General features: G+C 69.4%; 18 protein-coding genes. 3 read left to right on the top strand and 15 right to left on the bottom strand.

The features are described from left to right. Positions 1-146 precede the first annotated feature (146 nt). From ABZT18_RS08960 to ABZT18_RS08895, 14 genes are all read right to left on the bottom strand, one after another. On the bottom strand, positions 147-1,133 hold the full coding sequence (locus ABZT18_RS08960; RefSeq protein WP_354997375.1) for a LacI family DNA-binding transcriptional regulator: 987 nt from the start codon (positions 1,131-1,133) through the stop codon (positions 147-149). A 410-nt stretch (positions 1,134-1,543) separates the two neighbouring features. After that, positions 1,544-3,643 (bottom strand): family 43 glycosylhydrolase, encoded by a 2,100-nt coding sequence (locus ABZT18_RS08955; protein WP_354997374.1) that lies wholly within the window; start codon positions 3,641-3,643, stop codon positions 1,544-1,546. A gap of 341 nt (positions 3,644-3,984) precedes the next feature. Then, the gene (araA, locus tag ABZT18_RS08950) at positions 3,985-5,487 is read right to left on the bottom strand and encodes an L-arabinose isomerase (protein WP_354997373.1); all 1,503 of its coding nucleotides are present in this window, start codon (positions 5,485-5,487) and stop codon (positions 3,985-3,987) included. A gap of 26 nt (positions 5,488-5,513) precedes the next feature. After that, entirely contained in the window at positions 5,514-6,503 is a 990-nt protein-coding gene (yjfF, locus tag ABZT18_RS08945; RefSeq protein WP_354997372.1) for a galactofuranose ABC transporter, permease protein YjfF, read from the bottom strand. Then, positions 6,500-7,570 (bottom strand): ABC transporter permease, encoded by a 1,071-nt coding sequence (locus tag ABZT18_RS08940; RefSeq protein WP_355250854.1) that lies wholly within the window; start codon positions 7,568-7,570, stop codon positions 6,500-6,502. The genes yjfF and ABZT18_RS08940 overlap by 4 nt, the downstream gene beginning before the upstream one ends. After that, entirely contained in the window at positions 7,567-9,108 is a 1,542-nt protein-coding gene (locus tag ABZT18_RS08935; RefSeq protein ID WP_355250851.1) for a sugar ABC transporter ATP-binding protein, read from the bottom strand. Before ABZT18_RS08935 ends, ABZT18_RS08940 begins: the two co-directional genes overlap by 4 nt. A gap of 188 nt (positions 9,109-9,296) precedes the next feature. Beyond that, positions 9,297-10,304 carry an ABC transporter substrate-binding protein gene (locus tag ABZT18_RS08930; RefSeq protein WP_355250848.1) on the bottom strand — a complete coding sequence of 336 codons (1,008 nt, stop codon included), beginning with the start codon at positions 10,302-10,304 and terminating at the stop codon, positions 9,297-9,299. A 130-nt stretch (positions 10,305-10,434) separates the two neighbouring features. After that, on the bottom strand, positions 10,435-11,127 hold the full coding sequence (locus ABZT18_RS08925) for an L-ribulose-5-phosphate 4-epimerase (RefSeq protein WP_354997368.1): 693 nt from the start codon (positions 11,125-11,127) through the stop codon (positions 10,435-10,437). Further along, complete coding sequence (gene araB / locus ABZT18_RS08920) at positions 11,124-12,806, bottom strand: ribulokinase (protein WP_355250845.1); 1,683 nt, start codon at positions 12,804-12,806, stop codon at positions 11,124-11,126. Before araB ends, ABZT18_RS08925 begins: the two co-directional genes overlap by 4 nt. A 583-nt stretch (positions 12,807-13,389) precedes the next feature. Continuing rightward, entirely contained in the window at positions 13,390-14,178 is a 789-nt protein-coding gene (locus ABZT18_RS08915) for an ABC transporter permease (RefSeq protein WP_354997366.1), read from the bottom strand. After that, positions 14,175-15,131 (bottom strand): ATP-binding cassette domain-containing protein, encoded by a 957-nt coding sequence (locus ABZT18_RS08910; RefSeq protein WP_354997365.1) that lies wholly within the window; start codon positions 15,129-15,131, stop codon positions 14,175-14,177. Before ABZT18_RS08910 ends, ABZT18_RS08915 begins: the two co-directional genes overlap by 4 nt. A 36-nt stretch (positions 15,132-15,167) precedes the next feature. Continuing rightward, positions 15,168-16,010, bottom strand: a complete 843-nt coding sequence (locus ABZT18_RS08905) for a DUF4097 family beta strand repeat-containing protein (RefSeq protein ID WP_354997364.1) — start codon at positions 16,008-16,010, stop codon at positions 15,168-15,170. Positions 16,011-16,083: 73 nt separating this feature from the next. Beyond that, positions 16,084-16,608, bottom strand: coding sequence for a hypothetical protein (locus ABZT18_RS08900; RefSeq protein WP_354997363.1), 525 nt, complete (start codon positions 16,606-16,608; stop codon positions 16,084-16,086). 74 nt (positions 16,609-16,682) lie between these two features. Next, entirely contained in the window at positions 16,683-17,888 is a 1,206-nt protein-coding gene (locus tag ABZT18_RS08895; protein WP_355250842.1) for an FUSC family protein, read from the bottom strand. A 115-nt stretch (positions 17,889-18,003) separates the two neighbouring features. Here ABZT18_RS08895 and ABZT18_RS08890 point away from each other — a divergent pair, with 115 nt between their 5' ends. The 3 genes from ABZT18_RS08890 (at position 18,004) to ABZT18_RS08880 (ending at position 22,227) form a co-directional block, all read left to right on the top strand. Next, positions 18,004-19,017 (top strand): sigma-70 family RNA polymerase sigma factor, encoded by a 1,014-nt coding sequence (locus ABZT18_RS08890; RefSeq protein WP_354997361.1) that lies wholly within the window; start codon positions 18,004-18,006, stop codon positions 19,015-19,017. Between the two features lie 33 nt (positions 19,018-19,050). Continuing rightward, positions 19,051-19,899: a nuclear transport factor 2 family protein gene (locus ABZT18_RS08885; protein WP_355250839.1), complete on the top strand. Its 849-nt coding sequence runs from the start codon at positions 19,051-19,053 to the stop codon at positions 19,897-19,899. A gap of 96 nt (positions 19,900-19,995) precedes the next feature. Beyond that, positions 19,996-22,227 carry a hypothetical protein gene (locus ABZT18_RS08880; protein ID WP_354997359.1) on the top strand — a complete coding sequence of 744 codons (2,232 nt, stop codon included), beginning with the start codon at positions 19,996-19,998 and terminating at the stop codon, positions 22,225-22,227. Positions 22,228-22,236: 9 nt separating this feature from the next. Here the strand turns inward: ABZT18_RS08880 and ABZT18_RS08875 are convergent, their stop codons facing one another. After that, positions 22,237-22,992 (bottom strand): SDR family oxidoreductase, encoded by a 756-nt coding sequence (locus tag ABZT18_RS08875; protein WP_355250836.1) that lies wholly within the window; start codon positions 22,990-22,992, stop codon positions 22,237-22,239. Between the last annotated feature and the right edge of the window lie 71 nt (positions 22,993-23,063).

Raw genomic sequence — 23,063 nt, 5'->3', positions numbered from 1 at the left:
TCCATCATGTTACGGCGACATTTCATGAGGTTCAATACTTTTCCGTCGCCGCATCGGACGGCATCGATCTCCAGCGGTATCGATCGATTGAGCCGCGTCTTATCCTGCCCAGCGCTGCGCCAGGCGACCCTTGGTCGGCCCGGCCGTCAGCGACGCGGTGGAGCGACGCTCTCGCGGGCGACCAGAGCTGGTGCGATGGTCTGTCGCAGCGCCCCGCCGGTGCCCGACTCGATCTGGGTCAGCAGCATCTGCAGGCTCGCCCGCGCCACCGCGTCGAAGTCCGGACGGACGGTGGTCAGCGGCGGGATGAAGTACGCCGCCTCTGGCACATCGTCGAAGCCGACCACGCTGATGTCGTCCGGCACTCGCCGGCCGAACTCGTGCAACGCGCGCAGCACACCCAGCGCGAGATGGTCGTTGGCGGTGAAGACCGCCGTGACCTCTGGCATCCGCGCCAACATCTGCCCACACCGGTAACCTGAGGCGGCGGACCAGTCCCCCGGCATCAGCGGCGGCGGATCCACACCAGCGGCCAGCAGTGCCTTCCGCCAGCCGTCGATCCGGCCAACGCTGTCGAACCAGTCGGACGGCCCCGAGACGTGCCAGACGGTGCGATGCCCCGCGTCGAGCAGGTGCTCGGTCGCCGCCCGGGCACCCGCCGCCTGATCGACCGTCACCAACGGCACCGGCCCACTCGGGTCACCGTCGACCGTGACCAGCGGGACATCCTTGGGCAGCCGTTCGAGCGCCTCACCCGCCGACTCCACCGGTGCGATGACCACTATGCCGGCGACCCGGTGCGACAGGTGCCGCTCAACGGCGGCCGAGATGGAACGGTGGTCCAGGTTTCGTACGCTGCCGACACTGACCGCGAAACCCTCTGCCGCGGCGGTCTGCTCCAACGCGGCCAGCAGCGACGCCGGCCCGTAGAGAGTCGTGTTCTGCGCGACCACGCCGATGACCTGCGATCGGCCGGTCACCAGGGCGCGAGCCGCGCCGTTCGGGCGGTAGCCGAGTTCGGCGATCGCCGCCCGAACCCGCAGCCGGGTCTGCTCCCGGACGTTGGGGTGCCCGTTGAGCACCCGCGACACCGTCTGGTGGGAGACACCGGCCAGACGAGCGACGTCCGTCATCGCGGGACCGTGGACGGCCATTTCACTCCCCCCGCTACATCGCCGGCCCGCAGCCCGTCGACGTCGACTGGAGCGGCCCGGCCCGATCCCCTCGCTCAGCCACCACGCCGGTGCTGAATCCCAGGTGACCAGCGCTGGATCGTCGACAGTCTACGCCAGCCAACGACCCGGACACGGCACGGCTTTGGGGGTGCTGCGGGACGTGCCGAGGCCGCATGACGCATCCCCGCGCTGGCACGCCGCCAACCGGCGCGCGGCCCGGGGTCCGGCAGTGCGCCGGCCTGCTCCACGCTCCTGGACAGAGCGTGGAGCAGGCCGGAGAGAACCTGACGCGGTGGCGGCGACCTCATCTGCCGGGCCGACATCGCTCACCGGCGCCACCGGTCAGACCGTTCGCTGTGTGACTGGTGTCACGGTGTCGTCAGGTCGAACCGCCGCACCGTGACCGCGCCACCGAGCGCCTGTGTCGCGTGGTTGAAGATGGCGAATCGGTAGCCCATGAAGAACTGCCAGTTGTTGGCCAGGGTCAGGGCATTTCCAAATGAGGTGAAGGTGACCCCGTCGGTGCTGTAGGAGAAGCGGGCCTGCCGACCGGCGCCGGGTCTGATGTCGGCGTTGGCGCGCAACCAGATTCGGCCACCGGAGACGGCGGTACTGGCCACCTCGGTGCCGGTGCTGGTCGTGTTCCAGCTGCCGTCCATCGCGAGGCCGTTCTGCATGACCAGTCGGGTGGTGCCGCTGTCCCGACGGATCCCGATCCAGGCGGACGAGTTGCGCAGCACCGCCAGGCCGGTGCGGTCACCATCGCGCATGGTGGAGTAGTCCAGCTCGATGGTGGCGGTCGAACTGGGGCCCTGGATGCGGTGGGTCAACGTGTTGCGCGCGCCGTACAGATCGCCGGTGACGGTGGCGGTCTGCAGGCTCAGCCCGTTGTTGACCGACCATTTGCTGTTGTCGGGGTTGTGGTTCCACTCCCACTGCGGGCCGAGTGTGGTGCCGGCGAAGGTGTCGGTGCCGGTGAGCGGCTTCACCGCTCGCGGTGCCGCGGGCAGGTTCGGCTTCGGGTAGGAGCTGCCCCAGGCGCCGTTGACCGTCTGCAGCACGGGCCAGCCGTCGCTGGTCCAGGTGATCGGCGCCATGGCCGGCATCCGACCACCGGGGTACGCGTCGACGAAGGCCATGTAGTACCAGTCGCCGGTCTGGGTCTGCACCAGCCCACCCTGGTGCGGCACGCCACCGCCGGAGATCGGGCCAGGCAGGTTGAGCAGCACCTGACGCTGCTCGTACGGTCCGAAGGGCCCGTTGGTCGACTTCAGCACGTACTGGCCGTTGGCCGGGCGGGTGAGCCAGATGTAGTAGGCGCCGTTGCGCTTGTAGAACCGGGCGCCCTCCAGGGTCCCGATGCTCGACGGCGTCGTGTACACCTGCTGGTTGCGGACCTGGGTGCGCCCGTCGGCGGAAAGCTGCGCCACGCTGATGCTGCCGTTGCCGTACGCCACGTACATGGTGTCGTTGTCGTCGATCAGCATGCCGGCGTCGTAGTAGCAGTTGGGGATGGTGGTGTGCTTGCTCCACGCGCCGTCGACGGCGGTCGCGGTGTAGATGTGCGTCTGCGCGAAGTCGATGCACCCGGCCCAGTAGAACGTCCGGTTGCTGGGCCGGTAGTTCAACGTCGAGGCCCAGATCCCGTCGACGTAGGCCCGACCGCCGTTCATGTCGTATTTCGACCCGAAGTCCAGCCGGGGCACGGAGTGACCGGCGAACTCCCAGTTGACGAGGTCGTACGAGCGCAACACCGGTGCACCTGGCGAGTAGTGCATGGTGGACGCCGACATGTAGTAGGCGTTGTCCACGCGGATGATGTCGACGTCGGCGAAGTCCTGCCACACCACCGGATTCGAGTAGGACGTGCCGGGGTTTCCGGGATTACCGCCGCTGACGGGGACGAGCTGCCACTGCTGGTTGTTGCCACCCCAGTCGTCGTACTGCACGACGTTCCCACCGTCGGCGGTCGAGGCGCTCTGGACCTCCACCGCCTTGTTGCTGTTCCGGTTGATCAGCCGCACGTAACCGCCGGCCGAATCCGCCAACCGGAACTGTTGGTTGGTCCCGTTGCCGTCAGCCCACTGCACCACCGAGGCACCATTCGCGGTGGAGAAGTTGTAGATGTCGAGCACCTTGCCGGAATGCCGCGACTTCAACCGGTAGTAACCACCACCGGAGTCCACGAACTGCCACTGCTGCCACGCACCGTCGTTACGCGCCCACTGCGTGATCCGCGCACCGTCATTCGTCGCCTGGTTGTACACGTCCAGCGCCTTGCCGCTGTTGCGGTTCACCAACACGTACCACGCATTGGTGTCCACCGTCGCCGCCGAGGCAGCCGTCGGCGCGACCGCCGCCAGAGCGCCGCCGACCACCACCGCGACCGCGGCTGCGGCGACCCGCGACAACCACCCACGCCCCCGCGCTGATGGCGCTACCCAGGGAACCCGACCGATGGCAACCATGATCCTCCTTCGACGACGCGAACCGAATGGTCTGGGTCGACATCCGCGGCACCGGGCGGTGTGCCGAGCTGGCCGAATCGCCGAATGTGATCGCTAACATCCCTCACCGTGGGTCGAGCATTGATCTACCACGAACGGGGAGAAATATGATCGCGGCCGGGCCAGCCACAGGCATCGACCTTCTTAGGTATAGACTGTGAGCGATAACACGCCCTTAGTCAAGACGTAACCCGATCGGCTCGTGGTCATGCTAGGCAGGCGCGCAGACGGGTGGTCCGTCCCTGCCCGAGGGATGCGGGCAGGGACGGACCACCCGTCCTGGAAGCGGCCGGGCCGCGCGATCAGAAGCCGCGGGCCAGCCGGTAGTAGGCCTGGTTCCAGCGGATCTCATTGGCGAAGCGGCGGCGCTCTGTGTCGGCGTCGATGACGACGAGTTCGGTCCGGCTCATCTCCGCCAGGTCGTGCAACTCCTCCACCCCCACCGCCTGCGACAGCACCGTGTGGTGCGGTGCACCAGCGGTGATCCACGCTTCGGCCGAACCGGGCAGGTCGGGTCGCGGACGCCAGACGGCCCGGGCCACCGGCAGCCGGCGCAGCGGTTGCGGCGGAGACACCACGTCGATCTCGTTGGCCACGAGCCGGAACCGCTCCCCCATGTCGGCCAGACCGAGCACCACCGCCGGACCGGGCGCGGCGTCGAACACGAGCCGGACCGGATCCTCCCGTCCGCCGATGCTCAGCGGATGGATCTCCACGTTGGGTACGTCGGACGCGATGGTCGGGCACACCTCGAGCATGTGGGCACCGAGCACCAGCTCCTCGCCCGGGGTGAGGTCGTAGGTGTAGTCCTCCATGAACGACGTACCGCCGTCCACGCCCACCGACATCGCCTTGAGAGTGTGGACCAGGACGGAGGTCTTCCAGTCGCCCTCGCCACCGAAGCCGTAACCGTCCGCCATCAGTCGCTGCACGGCGATGCCAGGCAGCTGACGCAACCCGCCGAGATCCTCGAAGTTCGTGGTGAAGGCCCGGAACCCGCCAGCGTCCAGGAAGGCACGCATGCCGAGCTCCAGGCGCGCGGCGTACCGCAACGAGTCGTGCCGGTCACCCCCGGGCAGCAGCTCGCCGACGATGCGGTAGGTGTCCTCGTACTCCTTGACCAGGTCGTCCACCTGCGCGTCGGTGACCTCACCGACCACCTCGACCAGGTCGTTGACGCCGTACGTGTTGACCGACACGCCGAAACGCAGCTCCGCCTCGACCTTGTCGCCCTCGGTCACCGCGACGTCGCGCATGTTGTCGCCGAAGCGGGCCAGCCGCAGGGACCGCATCGCCGACCACCCGAGCGCCGCGCGGGCCCACGCCCCGATCCCGGCGCTCACCCGCGGGTCGCTGACGTGCCCGGCCACCGTCTTGCGGGCCACACCGAGACGAGTCTGGATGTACCCGAACTCGCGGTCGCCGTGAGCGGCCTGGTTCAGGTTCATGAAGTCCATGTCGATGTCGTTCCACGGCAGCAGGACGTTGGCCTGGGTGTGCAGGTGCAGCAGCGGCGTCTTCAGCGCATCCAGACCGGCGATCCACATCTTCGCCGGAGAGAAGGTGTGCATCCAGGCGATGACCCCGATGGCGCCCTGGGCCGCAGCCTCCCGGCAGACCTGCAGGATCTCACCACTGTTGGTCAGGACGGGCTTCCAGACCACTCGGGCGGGAATCTGCGGCGAGTCGTTGAGCGCGGCCGCGATCTGACGGGACTGCTCGGCCACCTGCCGGAGCGTCTCCTCGCCGTACATGCCTTGGCTGCCGGTGAGGAACCAGATCTCGGGTGCGTTGTGTGGTGCCATGGGGTTGCCTTCCACGAGAGGGGCGGTCACTTGTAACGGATTCCGATGAGGCGCTGCAGGAGGATGAACGCGAAGAGCAGACCGCCGATCACGATTTTGGTCCACCAGGAGCTGAGGCTCCCGTCGAACGTGATGAGGGTCTGGATCACGCCCAGGACCAGTACGCCCAGCACGGTTCCGAAGACGTAACCCGCGCCGCCGGTGAGCACGGTGCCCCCGATGACGACGGCGGCGATGACGTCCAACTCCATGCCGACGGCGATCAGAGGCGCGCCCGAGAGGGTGTAGAAGGACAGCAGGATCCCGCCGATCGCGGAGCACAGGCCACTGATCGTGTAGACGGCGATCCGGGTACGCCCCACCGGCAGGCCCATCAGCAGCGCCGACTGGGGGTTACCGCCGATGGCGTACACGTTGCGCCCCAGTCGGGTGTAGGCCAGCGTGTACGCGGCGACGGCGACCACGACGAAGGCGATCAGCACGCTGATCGACACGAAGTTGCCCCCGGGGTTACCGATCCGCTCCTGCGACATCCTGGTCCAGAACCCGTCGGTGATCGGGACGGACGCGCCGGAGATGAACGTGCACATGCCGCGGGCGAAGAACATCCCGGCGAGCGTCACGATGAACGGCTGGATCTCGAAGAAGTGGATGGCGCAGCCCATCAGCAGGCCAAGCGTCGGCCCGATGAGCAGGGCGATGACGAGCACCAGCGCCGCCGGCAGGCCCTCCTGGAGCAGCCAGGCCGACACCATCGCCGTCATGGCGACGACGGACCCGACCGACAGGTCGATGCCGCCGGTGAGGATCACGAAGGTCATCCCCACCGCGACGACGAGCAGGAAGCCGTTGTCGATGAAGACGTTGAAGATGACCTGCACGTTGGAGAACGCCTGGTACTGGGACACCCCGATGCCGTACATGACCAGCAGGAGGACGAGCGTGGCCAGCACCGGAATCTGCCGCCTCGGCAGCCGGAACCGGGTACGCCCAGCGGTAAGCGATCCAGTGGTCATGCCGGCACCTGCTCCTTCGGCTTGTCCGCGATGGCGGCGGGCGGCGGGGTGTTACGCCGACGGCGGGTGAACCGGGCCCGGAAGGCTGGCGCCTGGATGAGGCAGACGGCGATCACGACGACCGCTTTGAACAGCAGCGAGGTCTGCGGTGAGATGTTCATGGCGTACACCGACGTGGTCAGGGTCTGGATGATCAGCGCGCCGAGGATGGTGCCGCTGAGGAAGAACCGGCCGCCGGCGAGGGACGTACCGCCGATGACGACGGCCAGGATGGCGTCCAACTCCACCCAGAGGCCCACGGCGTTGCCGTCGGCGCTGGAGACGTTGGCCGTCATCATGAAGCCCGCGACGGCGGCGCAGACGGCACTGAGGACGTACGCGAGGAAGATGACCCGGCCGGAGCGGATGCCGGCGAGTCGGCTCGCCTCGGAGTTGCCACCCACCGATTCGATGATCATGCCGAGTGCGGTACGGCGGGTGAAGGCGGCGACGAGCAGGGCCGCGGCGAGGGCGATGAAGATGGCCAGCGGCAGGGTCAGCAGGTGGCCCAGCCCGATCGCCCGGAACGGCTCGGAGTTGATGGTGATGATCTGGCCCTGGGTGATCAGCTGGGCGAGGCCCCGGCCGGCAACCATCAGGATCAGGGTGGCGATGATCGGTTGGATCCCGATCACGGCCACCAGCACCCCGTTCCAGGCGCCGAGCACGAGCGCGACCCCCAACGCCATCGCCAGTGCGGTCAGCACCACGACGAGGCTGTTCTGGTCGGGCTGCTTGCTGATGTACATGCAGGCGATCGCGCCGCTGATCGCGCACACCGAGCCGACCGACAGGTCGATGCCACCGGTCGAGATGACCAGGGTCATGCCCAGTGCGACGAGGATCAGCGGCGCGCTCAGCCGCAGGATGTCGATCGGCGAGCCGTACAGGTGCCCGTCCTTGAGCTCGATGGACAGGAACCCGGGCCGGTAGATCGTGTTCGCGGCGAGCATGACGACCAGCACGGCGGCGGGCCAGAACAGCCGGTGACCGATCATCGTCCGGTAGCGGCCCATGGTGTCGTTCATCGGTCTGCCTCCTCCCGGTGAGATCCACTGGCGATGGCCTGCATGATGCGGTCGGCGTTGAGGCTGTCGTCATTGGCGAGCTGCGCGACCATCTGTCGGTCCCGCATCACGGCCACCTTGTGGCTGAGGCGCAACACCTCCTCCAGCTCGGCGGAGATGAACAGCACCGCCATGCCGCCGTCGGACAACTGCGTCACGAGCTTCTGGATCTCGGTCTTCGCGCCGATGTCGATGCCCCGGGTCGGTTCGTCGAGGATCAACAGTCGTGGCTCGGTGATCAGCCAACGGGCCAGGAGCACCTTCTGCTGGTTGCCACCCGAGAGGTTGCGGACCGGCACCTCCGGGTCCGCTGGCCGGATGTTGAGTGCCTTGACGTACTTGTCGACCAGCTCGTCCTGGCGACGACGCGGGATGGGCCGTAGCCAGCCGCGGGCGGCCTGCATGGCGAGGATCATGTTCTCGCGGACCGACAGGTCGGGAACGATGCCCTCCGCGCGGCGGTTCTCCGAACAGAAACCGAAGCCCTGGTCGATGGCCTGCGCGGGGGTACGCAGGCTGCCCGCCGTGCCGTCGAGCGCGACCTGACCGCTGTCGGTCCGGTCGGCCCCGAACAACAACCGCGCCACCTCGGTACGCCCGGAGCCCAGCAGACCGGCCAGGCCCACCACCTCGCCGGCGTGGATGGTGAGGCTGAACGGCTCGACCGCGCCCGCCCGGCCGAGGTCCGACACCGCCACCAGGGGGGTGCCCTCCTCCACCGCGGCCAGGTCCCGGCGGGAGTGCTCCTCAATGCCCTCCAGGACGTCGAGTTCCTTGCCGATCATCTTCTCGACCAGGGAGAGCTGGGGCAGCTCGGCGGTCTGGTACTCGCCGACGAGCCCGCCGTTGCGCAGCACGGTGATGCGGTCGGCGATCTCGTAGACCTGGTCGAGGAAGTGGGTCACGAACAGGATGGCGATGCCCTCGTCGCGCAGTTGCCGCATGATGCGGAACAACTGCGCCACCTCGCTGGCGTCGAGACTGGACGTCGGCTCGTCCAGGATCAGCACCCGGGCCTGGATGTCGATCGCGCGGGCGATGGCGACCATCTGCTGGATCGCCAGGGAGTACGAGCCGAGCGGCGCGCTCACGTCGAGGTCGAGGTCGAGGCGGGCCAGCAGCGTACGGGCGCGGCGGCGGACCTCACCCCAGCGGACGGCACCGAACATCCGGGGCTCGCGCCCGATGAAGATGTTCTCCGCCACCGAGAGGTTGGTGCAGAGGTTGACTTCCTGGTAGACGGTGCTCACCCCGGCGGCGTTCGCCTGCATCGGCCCGGTGAACGACACGGGCTCGCCATCGAGGGTGATCGTGCCCTCGTCGGTGTCGTAGACGCCGGTCAGCACCTTGATGAGGGTCGACTTGCCGGCGCCGTTCTCGCCCATCAGGGCGTGCACCTCGCCGGGAAAGAGCCGGAAGTTGACGTCATGGAGTGCGCGCACCCCGGGGAAGGACTTACTGATCCCGGTCATCGTCAGGACCGGACGGCTATCCGTCATCCCATCAGACCTCTTCTGGGTTGTCGACACGGAAGGGCCGCTACACTCCCGCGACGCCCGCCCGGTCGCCCCTGCGGGTCGCTCGGGCGGGCGTGGTACAGGGGTGGTCGCGGGCCAAGCCCGGTCCGTTGCGAGTAGGGAAGCGACGTGGCGGGGCCGCCACGCGAGCGCGGCGACCCCGTCGTCGATCAGTACTTACGGTTGGGCAGAGCTTCCTTGGCCTGCGCGGTCGTGAAGGTGGTCTCCTCGGTCTCGATCCGAGCAGGCACCGTCTCGCCGGCGTGGACCTTCTTGGCCAGGTCCATCAGCTGTGGGCCGAGCAGCGGGCTGCACTCCGCGATGAAGTTGAACTTCCCGTCGGCGAGAGCCTGCATGCCGTCCTTGACAGCGTCCACCGTGATGATGGTGATGTCCTTGCCCGGCACCTTGCCGGCGGCGGTGATCGCCTCGAGCGCGCCCAGGCCCATGTCGTCGTTGTGCGCGAACAGCACGTCGATCTTCGGGTTGGCCTTGAGGAACTGCTCCATGACCTGCTTGCCGCCGGCCCGGGTGAAGTCACCCGTCTGGGAGGCGATGACCTTCAGGTTCGGGTTGGCGGCGATCGCCTCGGCGAAGCCCTTCTTGCGGTCGTTCGCCGGCGCCGCGCCGGTGGTGCCCTGCAACTCGACGATGTTCACCGGACCCGAGGCGGTCTTCTTCTGCTCGACCAGCCACTCACCCGCGAGCTTGCCCTCCTTGACGAAGTCCGAGCCGAGGAAGGTCTTGTACAGGGTCTTGTCGGCCGAGTCCACCGAACGGTCGGTCAGGATGACCGGGATCTTGGCGTCCTTGGCCTCCTTGAGCACGGTGTCCCAGCCGGACTCCACGACCGGCGAGAAGGCGATCACGTCGACCTTCTGCTGGATGTAGTTGCGGATCGCCTTGATCTGGTTTTCCTGCTTCTGCTGAGCGTCGTCGAACTTCAGCTCGATCCCCGCGGCCGAGGCGGCATCCTTGATCGAGGTGGTGTTCGCGGTACGCCAGCCGCTCTCCGCACCGACCTGGGAGAAGCCCATCGTGATCTTGCCGTCGTCCTTGGTGCCGCCGCCGCCGCCGGTGTCGCTGTTGCCACAGGCCGCGATGCTGCCGACGAGCAGCACACTGGCGACGACCGCGGCTGTGCGCCACGAGGCGGAGTGCGTTCGCATCTTTCTCATCGGATCTCCTTGGCTGGGTGTGGTGGGTGACCGCGCCAACCGCCGAGGTGCGGAAAGCGGCGTACGCGGGTGGTGCGTGCTGGTACCTCCGTGGTGCAGACCGACGGGTTCCGGCATGGCCGGTAGACGGTCAGGAACCCGCCGGTGGGACTAGTTGTTGACCGTAGGCGTTCTGGTAGCGATGGTGAAGAGCATCGATGTCGTCCTGCTCGATCGGCACCGGCTGCCCGAGTGCGCGAGCCAGGTGGGCCGTACGGGCCACGTCCTCGCACATGACCGCGGCCTTGACCGCCGCGCGGGCGTCACGACCGATGGTGAAGACGCCGTGGTTGCGCATCAGCACCGCGGGTGAGCGGTGCCCGGCGAGCGTGCCGACGATGCCCTTGCCGATGTCGTCGCCGCCGATCAGGGCGAACGGGCCGATCGGGATCTCCCCACCGAATTCGTCGGCCTGGGCGGTGAGGTAGCAGGGGATCGCCTCCCCTCGCGCGGCCCAGGCTGTGGCGTACGAGCTGTGCGTGTGCACGACCCCACCGACCTCGGGCATCGCCCGGTAGACGTAGGCGTGGGCGGCGGTGTCGCTGGACGGGGCGAGGTCTCCCTCGACGAGGACGCCATTGAGGTCACACACCACCATGGTGTCCGCCGAGAGATCGTCGTAGCCCACGCCGCTGGGCTTGATCACCATGAGATCCTGGCCAGGAACCCGCGCGGAGACGTTGCCCGACGTCCAGGCGACCAGGTGGTACCGGGTGAGTTCGGCGTGCAGGCGGGCGACCGTCGCGCGCAGCTCGTCGATCTGTCGGGTCACCTCGGCGTTCATGCGACGACCTCCAGCGCGGTCTCGTGCGTGGCCGCGGCGGTCTCGGCCGCGGCGTTCCGGATCGCCCGTAGGCGGAGCATGACGTCGTTGCCACCGCGACCGAAGTGGTCGTGCAGCGTCCGGTACTCGGCGTACAGGGCGTCGTAGGCGCGCGCCCGATCGGGATCCGGTCGGTAGACGGCCTCGTGCACCCGACCCATCGCCTGCGACGCTTCGTGGACCGAGGGGTACTCACCGGCGGCGACGGCGGCATGGATCGCCGACCCCAGCGCCGGCCCCTGCGCGGAGCCGATGATGTTCAGCGGTCGCCCGGTCACATCGGCGTAGATCTGCATCAGCAGCTCGTTGGAGGTGAGACCACCGGCGATCACCAGGTCGTTCACGGCGACGCCGGCCTCGACGAACGCCTCGATGATCATCCGTGTGCCGTAGGCGGTGGACTCCAGCAGCGCCCGGTAGATGTCCTGTGGCCGGGTGGCCAGGGTCATTCCGACGATCATCCCGCTCAGATCGTGGTTGACCAGCAGCGAGCGGTTGCCGTTCCACCAGTCCAGCGCGATAAGGCCGTGCGCGCCGACCGGTTGGCTCGCGGCCAGCTCGGTGAGGCGTTCGTGCGAGGCGACGCCAGCCGGGGCGGCGTGCGCGACGAACCAGCCGAAGATGTCGCCGACGCCGCTCTGCCCGGCCTCGTAACCCCATGCGCCGGGGCTGATGCCGCCGTCCACGACACCGCACATCCCGGCCACTTCGGCGACCTGCGCGCCGTTGACCACGTGGCAGGTCGAGGTCCCCATGATCGCGACGAGCCGGCCGGGCTCCACGGCCTGGGCGGACGCCGCCGTGACGTGCGCGTCGACGTTGCCGGCGGCCACCGCGATCCCCTTCGGCAGGCCGGTCCACGCGGCGGCCCGCGCGGTGAGCGTGCCGGCCCGGGCACCGAGGGGCAGCAACGGGCCGTCCAGCTTGGCCACGAAGTCGCCGAAGCCCGGGTTGAGGGCGGTCAGGAAACCCTCGGAAGGGTACTGGCCGTCCTGCAGGATGCCCTTGTACCCGGCCGTGCAGACGTTGCGGGTCTCGGTGCCGCTGAGCTGCCAGACGATCCAGTCGGCAGCCTCGATGAAGCGCTCGGCCCGGTGGTAGACCTCGGGGTCCTCCTCCAGGATCTGCAGTCCCTTGGCGAACTGCCACTCGGCGGAGATCTTGCCGCCGTACCGGCCGATCCACGGCTCTGCCCGCTCGTGGGCCAGCGCGTTGATGCGGTCGGCGTGCGGCTGAGCGGCATGGTGCTTCCACAGCTTGACCCAGGAGTGCGGCCGGTCGCGCAGCTCGGGATCCTCACAGAGCGGAGTGCCGTCGGCGTTCGTCGGCAGCACCGTGCAGGCGGTGAAGTCGATGCCGATGCCGACGACCGCGGCGGGGTCCACTCCTGCCGCCGACATTGCCGCCGGGACGGCGTACCGCAGCACGTCGCGGTAGTCCTCCGGGTTTTGTAGGGCCCAGTCCGGGGGCAGCAGTCGACCCCCTGGGAGTGCCGCGCTGATGACTCCGTCGCCGTACTCGTGCACCGCGGTCCCCAGCTCGGCACCATCGCCGACCCGGACCACCAGAGCTCGTCCGGACAGGGTGCCGAAATCGACACCGACGACGTAGCGGTCGTCAGCTCCGTCCACACGGTTCATGTTCACCTCCACCGTTAACGGGGATAGTGTTAACGCTCACATCCAGGCTCGTCAAGACATCTGACCGCAACAGCTCCGTAACGGAACGGGGAAGCCGGATCGACTCGGGCGCGTCGATATCGGACCGGTGCAAAACGCCTAATTCCGGCCGACCGCAGGGTACGGCGACGGAAGCACGGCACCCCGGCCCCGCCGCTGACCGGGAACCTCCTCGGCAGGCAGGGCGACAGGTGCAGCGTCCTGCGCGGCCCGCGGGGCTACCGTCCGATCGCGACCGTCAACCGGCCGGCGACGATGTCAGCGATAACATCAACAGGGCCGCTCAGTCTTCATGATCGGATCTATGGACCGGCCGCCGGATGCCACTGGGCTCATCACTGCGCGCTCCGCAGATCGGCAGGCGCATCACGCAGCCGAATGACCGGACCTTGTTATCGATAACATTCGACGACCCTGAAACCACCTCGGTCGACCCATGCGACAGCATGATCGGCAGGCGCGCCCGCGACACGGACAGCCGACGGCCCGGCCCACCGGGGCCGGGCCGTCCGTCTCGTTGGCTGGACGTCGAGCGCCTGTCGGATCAGGCGGCCCGATTGCGGTTGTACAGGGCCTTGGCCCAGAGGAAGCAGAGCACGCTGATGACGACGCACCAGACCACCGCGATGATCCCGTTGGCGCCGATTCCGGTGCCGAGGAGCAGGCCCCGAAGAGTCTCCATGACGGGCGTGAAGGGCTGGTAGTCGGCGAACCACCGCACCGGGGCCGGCATGGAGTCGGTGGGGACGAACCCACTGCCGAGGAACGGCAGCAGCACCAGCGGCATGGGCAGGTTGCTCGCCGTCTCGACACTCTCGCTCACCAGGCCGAGGGCAACCGACAGCCAGGTGACCGCAAAGGTGATCATGGCCAGGACGCCGATCGCGGCGAGCCATTCGACCGGGTTGGCCGTGGGCCGGAATCCGACCAGCAGTGCCACGCCGGTGACGGCCGCGATGCTGACCATCGTCTGGATCAGGCTGCCCAGCACGTGCGCGGTGAGGACCGACGGTCGGAAGATCGCCATCGTACGGAACCGGGCGATGATGCCCTCGGTCATGTCCATGGCGACCGAGATGGCGGTGCCCTGCGCCGCGCTGGCCACCGTGATGAGCAGGATGCCTGGGGTGACGTAGTTGGCGTAGTCGCTGCGGTCGCCGGAAGGGCCGAGGCCGGCGCCGAGCGTGCCGCCGAAGACGTACACGAACAGCAGCAGAATGATGACCGGGACGCCGATGAGCAGGAGCGTCAGCGACGGGTAGCGCCGCATGTGCAGGAGGTTGCGCCGCAGCATCGTGCTCGAGTCGCGGACGGCGAGGGTGAGGGTGCTCATCGCGCCATGGCCCTTTCGTTGTCGGGTTGGCCGGTCAGGGTGAGGAAGACGTCGTCGAGGTCGGGGGTGTGCACGGCGAGACCGGCCACGCTCACGGAGGCCCGGTCGAGCTGGTCGAGCACCGATCGCAGCGATCCGACCCCACCGTCGCTCGGCACCTGCAGGGTGAGCGCCGCGTCGTCGCGGGTGGCCGCCGTGAGGGTGCGCGCCGCCGCGTCGAGCCCGGCCTGGTCGGCGAACTGGAGCACGACGTGACCGCCGGGGATGAGCTGTTTGAGCTCGCGCGGGGTGCCCTCGGCGATCAGTCGGCCGTGGTCGAGGAACGCGACCCGATCCGCGAGCTGGTCGGCCTCCTCCAGGTACTGGGTGGTGAGCAGGATGGTGACGCCGCCGGAGACGAGTTCACGGATGATCTGCCACATCGCGCGGCGACTGCGCGGGTCGAGCCCGGTCGTCGGCTCGTCGAGGAAGATGATGCGAGGCTCACCGACCAGGGTCATCGCGAGGTCGAGCCGCCGGCGCATACCGCCGGAGTACGTCGACGCCGGCTTGCCCGCCGCCTCCGTCAGGTCGAACTGGTCGAGCAGCTCGCCGACACGTCGTCGGCCGGCCGTCCTGTCGAGGTGACACAGGTCGGCCATCAGGTTCAGGTTCTCCCGCCCGGTGAGCAGGTTGTCGACGGCGGAGAACTGGCCGGTGACGCCGATCAGTTCGCGTACCGCGTTGGGTTGCCGGGCCAGGTCGTGGCCGGCGATACGGGCGTCGCCGGCGTCGGCGTCGATCAGGGTGGACAGGATCCGCACGATGGTGGTCTTGCCGGCGCCGTTGGGGCCGAGCAGCGCGAATACGGTTCCCTCGGCGATCTCCAGATCGATGCCGTTGAGCACGACCTTGTCTCCGTAGGACTTGCGTAGGCCGGTGGCGATGATGGCGGGTCGGGAAGGGCTGGCCATGGTCTCCTCAATTCGTGGGCGGTGCCGGACGGCGGATCAGGCGCGGCGGATCATGATGTCGCCGTAGGAGGTGTTCGCTCGGACCTCGACCGTCTCGTCGGTCTGTGCAGGGCTGTCGGTCGTCTCGAGCGCGTTGTGCACGCGGCCGTGCTTGGAGCTGACGTCGAGCCAGGCGGCGGTCCCGCGACGGACGCCGACCTCGATGGCCCCGTACGACGTGTCCAGCTCGATCGACCCCCGTACGACCTCGCCCAGCCGGACGTTGCCGTACGCGGTGCGTGCCGTCACCGAGGCCATCGGCGCGTCGACGGTGATGTCGCCGTACGCGGTGTTGACCCGGACATCGCCGCCGCTCCGGCCGATCCAGCAGTCTCCGGAGGAGTTCTTGATCTCGGCGGTGCCGTCGACCGCACCGATGCGCACCTTGCCGGACGATGCCTTCACCCGGGCGGAGCCCGCGACGCGCTCCACCGCGATCTCGCCGTGGCTGCTGTCGATGTCCAGCGGCCCGGTCTCGTCGAGCCGGATCCCACTGCCGGTCTTGATGCGGCACTCACCCAGCCGGCCCTCGCACCGGAATGCCGCCCACGACGCCTCGGCGTGCACCCCCGACCCGGTCGGCAACTCGATCAGGACATCGACCGACGGTCCGGAGCCGAAGCCGTACCGGCGCCAACTCTTCTGCACCCTGATCAGCAGTTGCCCGGCGGCGTACTCGACGGTCGTCTGTTCCGCCGCGCTCACGTCGGCCTTGCTCGACGGATCACGCGGCCGCACCGTCACCACCGTGTCGGTGCGGTCGGTCGCGGCGATCCACGCGTCCCCGACGGGCAGGTCGAGCTGGACGGAGATCGGTTCTGGTGTGTCGAAAACAGGCATGGTGGTCTCCCGAAAGGTGGTCGACGGATGTCGCCGCTGGTCAGCGGCGCGAAGGAAGAGGGGGTACGGGGAGTTAGCGGGCCCAGCCGGTGAAGTGCTGGCCGGAGCGCGGCTCCGCCCGCCGGGGCGCGCGACGCTCCGTTTCGCCCGCCCCGATGGCGCCGGCCACAGCTCGCACCAGCCAGGCGTTGACCGAGAGCCCGGCGCGGCCAGCAGCCTCCTCGACGCTGGCCTTCAGATGGTCGGGGAGCCGAAGGTTGATCCGTGAGGTGCCGCCGTCGTCACCGTCGGGCGCGAGCAGTGGTGCCGACAGCGTCGGTGGGCCGCTGACCTCGCCCGCCTCCGGGACGGGCGGGCTGGCCGGCGTCACCACGAAATCAGGCTCCCGACCGCGCAATCGGACGTGCACCGACCCCGGCGCGAGCTCACGGGTGATCTCGTCGGCCGCGTCGGACAGCGCCTCGAGCAACGTGAGACGGGTAGCCGCCTCCAGTTGCGTGAAGAGCCGCTCGGCCAGCACCCGGGCCTCCGGGTCGACGCCCTCAGCAGCCACGGCGAACTCGTCACGCAGGTTCTCGACGTAAGACCTCAGCTCCATGGCGCCATCATGGCACCAATCTGGCTCAGTACGCAACACTCATGGCTCAGGGCGGTGCCATCCGATCAGGCCGGCTATTGGTGGCGGGGCGCTCGCAGGACGCCGAACGTGCGCCGGACCAGGCGATTCGCCTCCTCCTGGGTCGACCCGGCGGCCACCAACAGGTCGCTGACGGTCGTCCGAACCTGCGCCACCACGACGGCACCGGAGAAACCAACCCCCTCCCGGTACGCCTGGCCGGCCACCTCAACCGCCCGTAGCGCCTGCTGACGCGCCCGCTTCGGCTCATCACCGGCGGCGAACTGCCGCTTCAGCAACCGGACGGCCTCGGCGAGTTCGGCCACCGCCCTCGGCAGCGGCTCCGGAACCGGTTCACCGTCCTCGATCAGCGTCACCGCCCGACGGATCAACGTCCCGCTGTTGCGCATCGCCCGGTCGACGGGCTCTGCCGCCCGCGCGTACCGGCCGACCGGCCCGTGCCGTTCATGCCAGTGCAGCGGCGACAGGGTGCTGGCCTCTCGGGCACCCTGGGTCGCCTCGACGAGCGCCTTCAGCTCATCCTTGTTCTGCCGCAACTTGCCCAGTGCCGTACGCGCACAGGTGGCATCACGCTCGGCCAGAGCGTCGGCGGTGGCGTCGAGCTGGGCGACGAGGAGATCCAACGCCGGTCGTGCGGCCCGGTTGAGCACCCGCAGCGGGTTCAACGGCAGCAACACGGCGGTGACCAGGAGCGCCGTCCCTCCCCCGACGAGAGCACCCACGAACCGAGGGATCTCCAGGTCATGGACGGACGGGCTGAGCGTGGTGATGAGCACTGCCGTCGCCCCGGCCTGGATCACCACCGCCGCGCTGCCGGCGAGGAACAACGCGACCACGATCGCCAGCACGACGATCAGGCCGAGTTGCCACCACCCGGTGCCGATCACCGTGAGCAGGAGGTCGCCGACCAGCACCCCGACGGTTACCCCGATGATCAGCTCGACCGTGCGGCGCAGCCGTTGGCCGACCGACGCGGCGAGGGTCGCGACGGCGGAGATCGGCGCGAACACGGGCTGCGAGAGGTGCAGCAGCTCGTGCGCCACCAGCCAGGACAGCGCCGCTGCCAGGCCGGCCTGCACGGCGAGGCCGCCGATGGCCCGTACCCGACGGAACCGGTCACGCAGCGTGGCCGCGGCGCGGTCCCGAAGCCGGACGAAGGTCGCCGCCTGGCCGCCCTGAACGGTGTCGCCGGCACTCGCCGGAGTGCCCCCGTCCGCTCCGCGCCGACCGGCAGCGACCATGGCGGCACCTTCCCCGCCGTGGCCGGATCAACCCTCCCCGCAGCCGGTGGATCGATGCCCACCCCACTGTGCGACGACCGAGACGTCGGCCGCGCTGAATGTAGGCTGCACCACCGTGACGTTCGTACGGCTGGTCGAGGAGCACCGCGACGAGCTGACGGCCCACTGCTACCGGATGCTCGGCTCCTTCCACGACGCCGAGGACGCGGTGCAGGAGACGTTCGCGCGGGCCTGGCAGAGCCGGGACCGGTACGAGGATCGCGGCACCCTGCGCGCCTGGCTCTACAGGATCGCCACGAACCGGTGCCTGACGATGATCGAGGGCCGGGGTCGTCGGCGGGAGCTGCCAACCGACCTCACACCGGGGGCCGCGCCCGTGGCCGAGACGGCCTGGCTCGGGCCGTACCCGGACCGGCGGTCGGTAACCGTCGAACAACGGGACCCGGCGCAGCGGCTGGTCGAGAGTGAGCACCTGGAGCTCGCGTTCGTCGCGTCGCTGCAGCGCCTACCCGGCCGGCAGCGGGCCGTGCTGCTGTTACGGGAGGTGCTCGGCTACCCCGCCGCCGAGGTCGCCGACCTGCTCGGCACCTCCACCGCAGCGGTCAACAGCGCCCTGCAACGGGCCCGCCGGGTGGTGGACGCGCTGCGCCCGACCGGCAGCCAGCAGGTGGAGCTGAGCGGCCTGGGCGACGAGAAGGTACGCGAGCTGGCGCGGCGATACGTGACCGCGTGGGAGCGGGGCGACGTCGACGCGATTCTGGCGATGCTCACCGACGACGCCCGGTACTCGATGCCGCCGCTGCCGCAGTGGTACGAGGGCCACGACGCGATCCGGCGGTTCCTGCTGGACGGCCCGTTGTCGGTGCGGTGGCGCCTCGTCCCGACGTACGCGAACGGGCAGCTCGCGTTCGGGACGTACCTCTGGAGCCCGGAGGCGTCGGTCTTCACGGCGGCGGCCCTGGACGTCGTCGCGTTACGCGGTGATCGGATCGCCGAGGTGGTGTCGTTCCTGACTCCGGAAACCCTGCGGATGTGCGGTCTGCGGATGCAGCTCGACCAGGATCTCGACCAGGACGAGGAAAGTCGGTCGGCACGCGGCGATGAGTCTGTCGGTCCGCGCGGGTTGTAGAGGTGAGCGCAACCCGACCCACGAGGGAGCACCATGGCCGACGACGAGACCCAGATCCGCGAGCTGATCCACCGGTGGACGCAGGCGGTCCACGCCGGTGACCTGCCGGGCGTCCTCGCCCAGCACTCCGCGGACATCGTCATGTACGACGTCCCCCCGCCGCACCAGGGGGTCCGGGGCATCGAGGCGTACGAGCGGACCTGGCCGGACTTCTTCCGGTGGCAGGCATCGGGGGCCACCTTCGAGCTGACCAGCCTCGACGTCACCGCGGGCGACACCGTGGCCTACGCCAACGCGCTGCTGCGCTGCGGCACCTCCGACGACCTCGCCAGGCGGCCGGAGCTTCTCCTGCGCCTGACCCTCGGCCTGCGCAAGGAGAACGGCTCGTGGGTCGTGGCGCACGAACACCACTCCTTCGCCGACGACGGCGGCGCCGACGACCGCGAGACCTCCGAGCACGAGGTACGGGCGCTGCACCAGCGCTGGTTCGAGGCGACCGAGGCGAAGGACCTCGACGGGATCATGGAACCGATCGCCGAGCCCGTCGTCTCGTACGAGCACGAGCAACCGCTGGAGTACGTCGGCAGGGACCAGGTTCGCGAGGTCTGCGCGAACGGCCTCGACGTCAGCACCGGGACAGTCACCTGGACCGTTCCTGAGCTGGCGGTCATCGTCCGCGACGACCTGGCCGTGTCGTGGGGCCTGAACCGGATGACCGCGCAACAGCCGGACGGCGCCACGATCGTGAGCTGGTCCCGGGGCACCCGGGTGTTCCAGCGGGCCGAGCTGGGCTGGGAGATGATCCACCAGCACGTCTCGTTCCCCTTCGACCCGGACACCGGGCAGGCGAGGACCGACCTGACACCCACCAGGGCGCACTGAATCCTCGCGAGAGCCGGTCGGCGGCCAGCGACGCGTCCCTCCCTGCCGCGATTGAGGCCGTCCGGTTCGGGTAGGCCGCGGTATGGATCAGCGCGGTTGAGCGGGCCGGACATCCCCGGCGACGTCGTGGAGCTGCGGGTGCACGGAGTCTCCGGCGCGAGCGCCGGGGAGGTGCTGGACCTACAGCAGACAGCGCAGGTCGCGGGTGACCGCAGCGGGGGCTTCTACCGGCCCCGGCCCCAACGTTCGGACCCTACCGGCGCGCACGGTGTGACGCTGGAGGCGTACCACTGGGGTGACCTGCCCTCCGGGACCGTGGCCCGCACTGTGGCGGTGGTCTTCCTGCTGCCGTTCATGCTGGTCAACGTAGCGATCTGGATGCGCCCGGCGAATCCCGCTTCCGCGGCGATGGTCAAGTCCCTGTGCCGGGTGCTGGCGCTCACGCTCACCGTGCTGTACGTGCTCGCCATCGCCGGTGTCGCCCTGGATATGGTCGGCTGGAAGTGCCTGTCCTCGCCAGGCTGCCTGTCCGGGCGCAGCTGGTTGTCCTGGTTGGGCGAGCGGCCGGTCGGACCGCGACTGGCGGTGCTCGCGCTGGTCCCGGCCGCCGCGATCGCCCTGGTCTGGCGGATCAGCACCCGCCAGGGGCGGACGTTCGAGGCGTTTCGCGCACCCGATCAGGAGGTCGGCGGGTCGCGGCTCGGCACGGTCGGTCGGTGGGACGCCGAGCCGCTGGTGGGTCGGTTGCGCGCCATCCACGTCGCCGCCGCGTTCGCGACGCTGGACCTCACGCTGCTCCTGGCCCGAGCCGCAGGCGGCGCCACGGCCGCCACCATCGCTCTGACGGCGACCACCGGGGTGGTCCTGGCGGTCTGCGTGGGCCTGCTCTGCACACCCCCGCTGATCGACCGGGCCGCCGACGATCAGCGGCTCGATGGAATCACCCGCACGCTTCGGACCGCTGCCATCGTCCTGACCCTTGTCGTCCTGGCCTACGTGCTGATGAGCCCGCAGTCGTGGCACGACGGGCATGGGCTTCCCGGCTACGACACGACCCTGGCCGGGTTGTTCGTCGCACAGACCACGCTGTTGGTCGCACTGGGCGTGGTGCTGCTCTGCCGCCGAAACCGGGGGCGAGGCGCCACCCCGCTGTTCGGGCTGGGCGCGCTCGTGATCGCGGCCACCGGAATCAGCCTGGCGGTGGCGTACTCCGCCGAGCTCGTCTACCGGGTGGCGGACTTCCTGGATCGCGACGTGCCGACCGGGGAGGGCATCGCCACCGGTCCACCACCCGGATACACCTGGGCGATCTACGGCTTCTTCCGCGCGGTGCTGGTCACGCTGATCGTCGCCGGCCTCGTCATCGTGGTCTCCCGCCGCAGTCGGCGCCGGGCCGCGGCGGCGATCGTCGCGCGCGACTACCCCAACCCGTCGGCGGAGGCCAGGCCACGACTGCGGCAGGTCCGAGACGCGATAGCCCGGGCCCGGTTCACCGAGAAACTGGTGCCGCTGGCCGTGCTCTACGGCTGCCTCACCGGCCTCGGCACGGCCACCACCACCGTCGGCCTGCTGGGACTGTTGCCCGCCGACCTCATCGAGCGGAACGCCGGGTTGCCGGCGGACGCGGTCACCTTCGGCATCGCGTTCGGCAGTTGGGTGATCGCGGCCATGATCCTCAGCCTGATCATCGGGGGCATCTTCGCCTACCGGACCGTCCCGTTCCGGCGGCACATCGGCGTCCTCTGGGATCTTGGCACCTTCTGGCCCCGGGCCGCCCACCCGTTCGCCCCGCCCTGCTACGCCGAACGGGCGGTGCCGGAGCTGACCCGCCGAATCACGTACCTCGTCGAGCGCGGCAACGCGGTGCTGCTCACCGGGCACAGCCACGGCTCGGTCCTGCTCGCCGCCACGGTGCTCCAGTTGCCGCCGCAGATCACCAGCCGCGTTGCCCTGCTCACCCACGGGTCGCCGCTGCGCCGGCTCTACGCGCGGCTCTTCCCCGCCTACGTCGACGACGCGACGCTGCACGAGATCGGCCGCCGGGTCGGTTGGCGCTGGGTGAACCTGTGGCGCGACACCGACCCCATCGGCGGCTGGATCTTCTCCGCACACCGGCCACCCGAGTCGGCCACCACGTCCGACCCGGCAGCGGCGGTGGATCGCCGACAGCGCGATCCCCGGGACGTGGTGACGCCACCCGGCGACAGCGTCCCCCCACCCATCCACGGGCACTGGCCGGACGAATCCGACGAGCCGTTCACCGAGGCGGTACGGGAGTTGGTGCAGCGCCTCGGTCGGCGGTCCGACCCGCCCGTCACACCGACGTAGCGGGCCGGGTCACTCTCCTCGGCTCGCCCGCGTACGCCAGTCGTCGAGGCGCGTACCGGCGATGCGGGCGCCGTCGGCGGGAACGAGCGAGCGTTCGCCCAGCGTGGCACCGAAGTACCGGGCGCCGGGGTCGGCCACCACCGAGCGAGGGTCCTGCTGGGCCGCGAGGACGGATCGGCCCAGTTCGTCGAGGCGGAACTGCTCCGGGCCGCCAACCTCGACCACAGCGTTCGTCGGCGCGCCCACCACGGCCTCAGCCACCGCGGCCGCGACGTCGTCCGCCGCCATCGGCTGAATGAGCACCGGCGCGAGATGCACGGTGTCACCGTCCGTGGCGGCGTCGATGATGCCCTGGACGAACTCGAAGAACTGCGTGGCGTGCACCAGGGAATACGGGATCCCGGACGCGGTGATGAGCTTCTCCTGGGCGACCTTCGCCCGCAGGTAACCGCTGTCCGGGAGCCGGTCGGAACCCACGACGGAGAGCGCCACGTAGTGGCCCACCCCGGCGTCCGTCGCGGCGGCGAGGAGATTCCGGGTCGACGTCTCGAAGAACTCCAGCACGGCGGTGTCCTCGAACGAGGGCGAGTTCGACACGTCGACGACGACGTCAGCACCGGCGAGCGCCTCGGCCAGTCCTTCGCCGGTCAATGTGTTCACGCCGGTCTTCGGCGAGGCCGGCACCGCCTCGTGGCCCTGGGCACCGAGGCGCTCCACGAGCTTGGAGCCGATGAGGCCACTGCCCCCGATGACGACGATCTTCATGATCGAACCACGTCCTGTCTGCACTCAGTTGAGTCGTGCTGCCCGCCCCACCAGTAGGACGGATACCTTGC

The organism is Micromonospora sp. NPDC005291 (assembly GCF_040607415.1).
Lineage (GTDB): Bacteria > Actinomycetota > Actinomycetes > Mycobacteriales > Micromonosporaceae > Micromonospora.
Note: the sequence above shows the minus strand (reverse complement) of the source record. Positions and strands in the feature narration are given on the sequence as shown.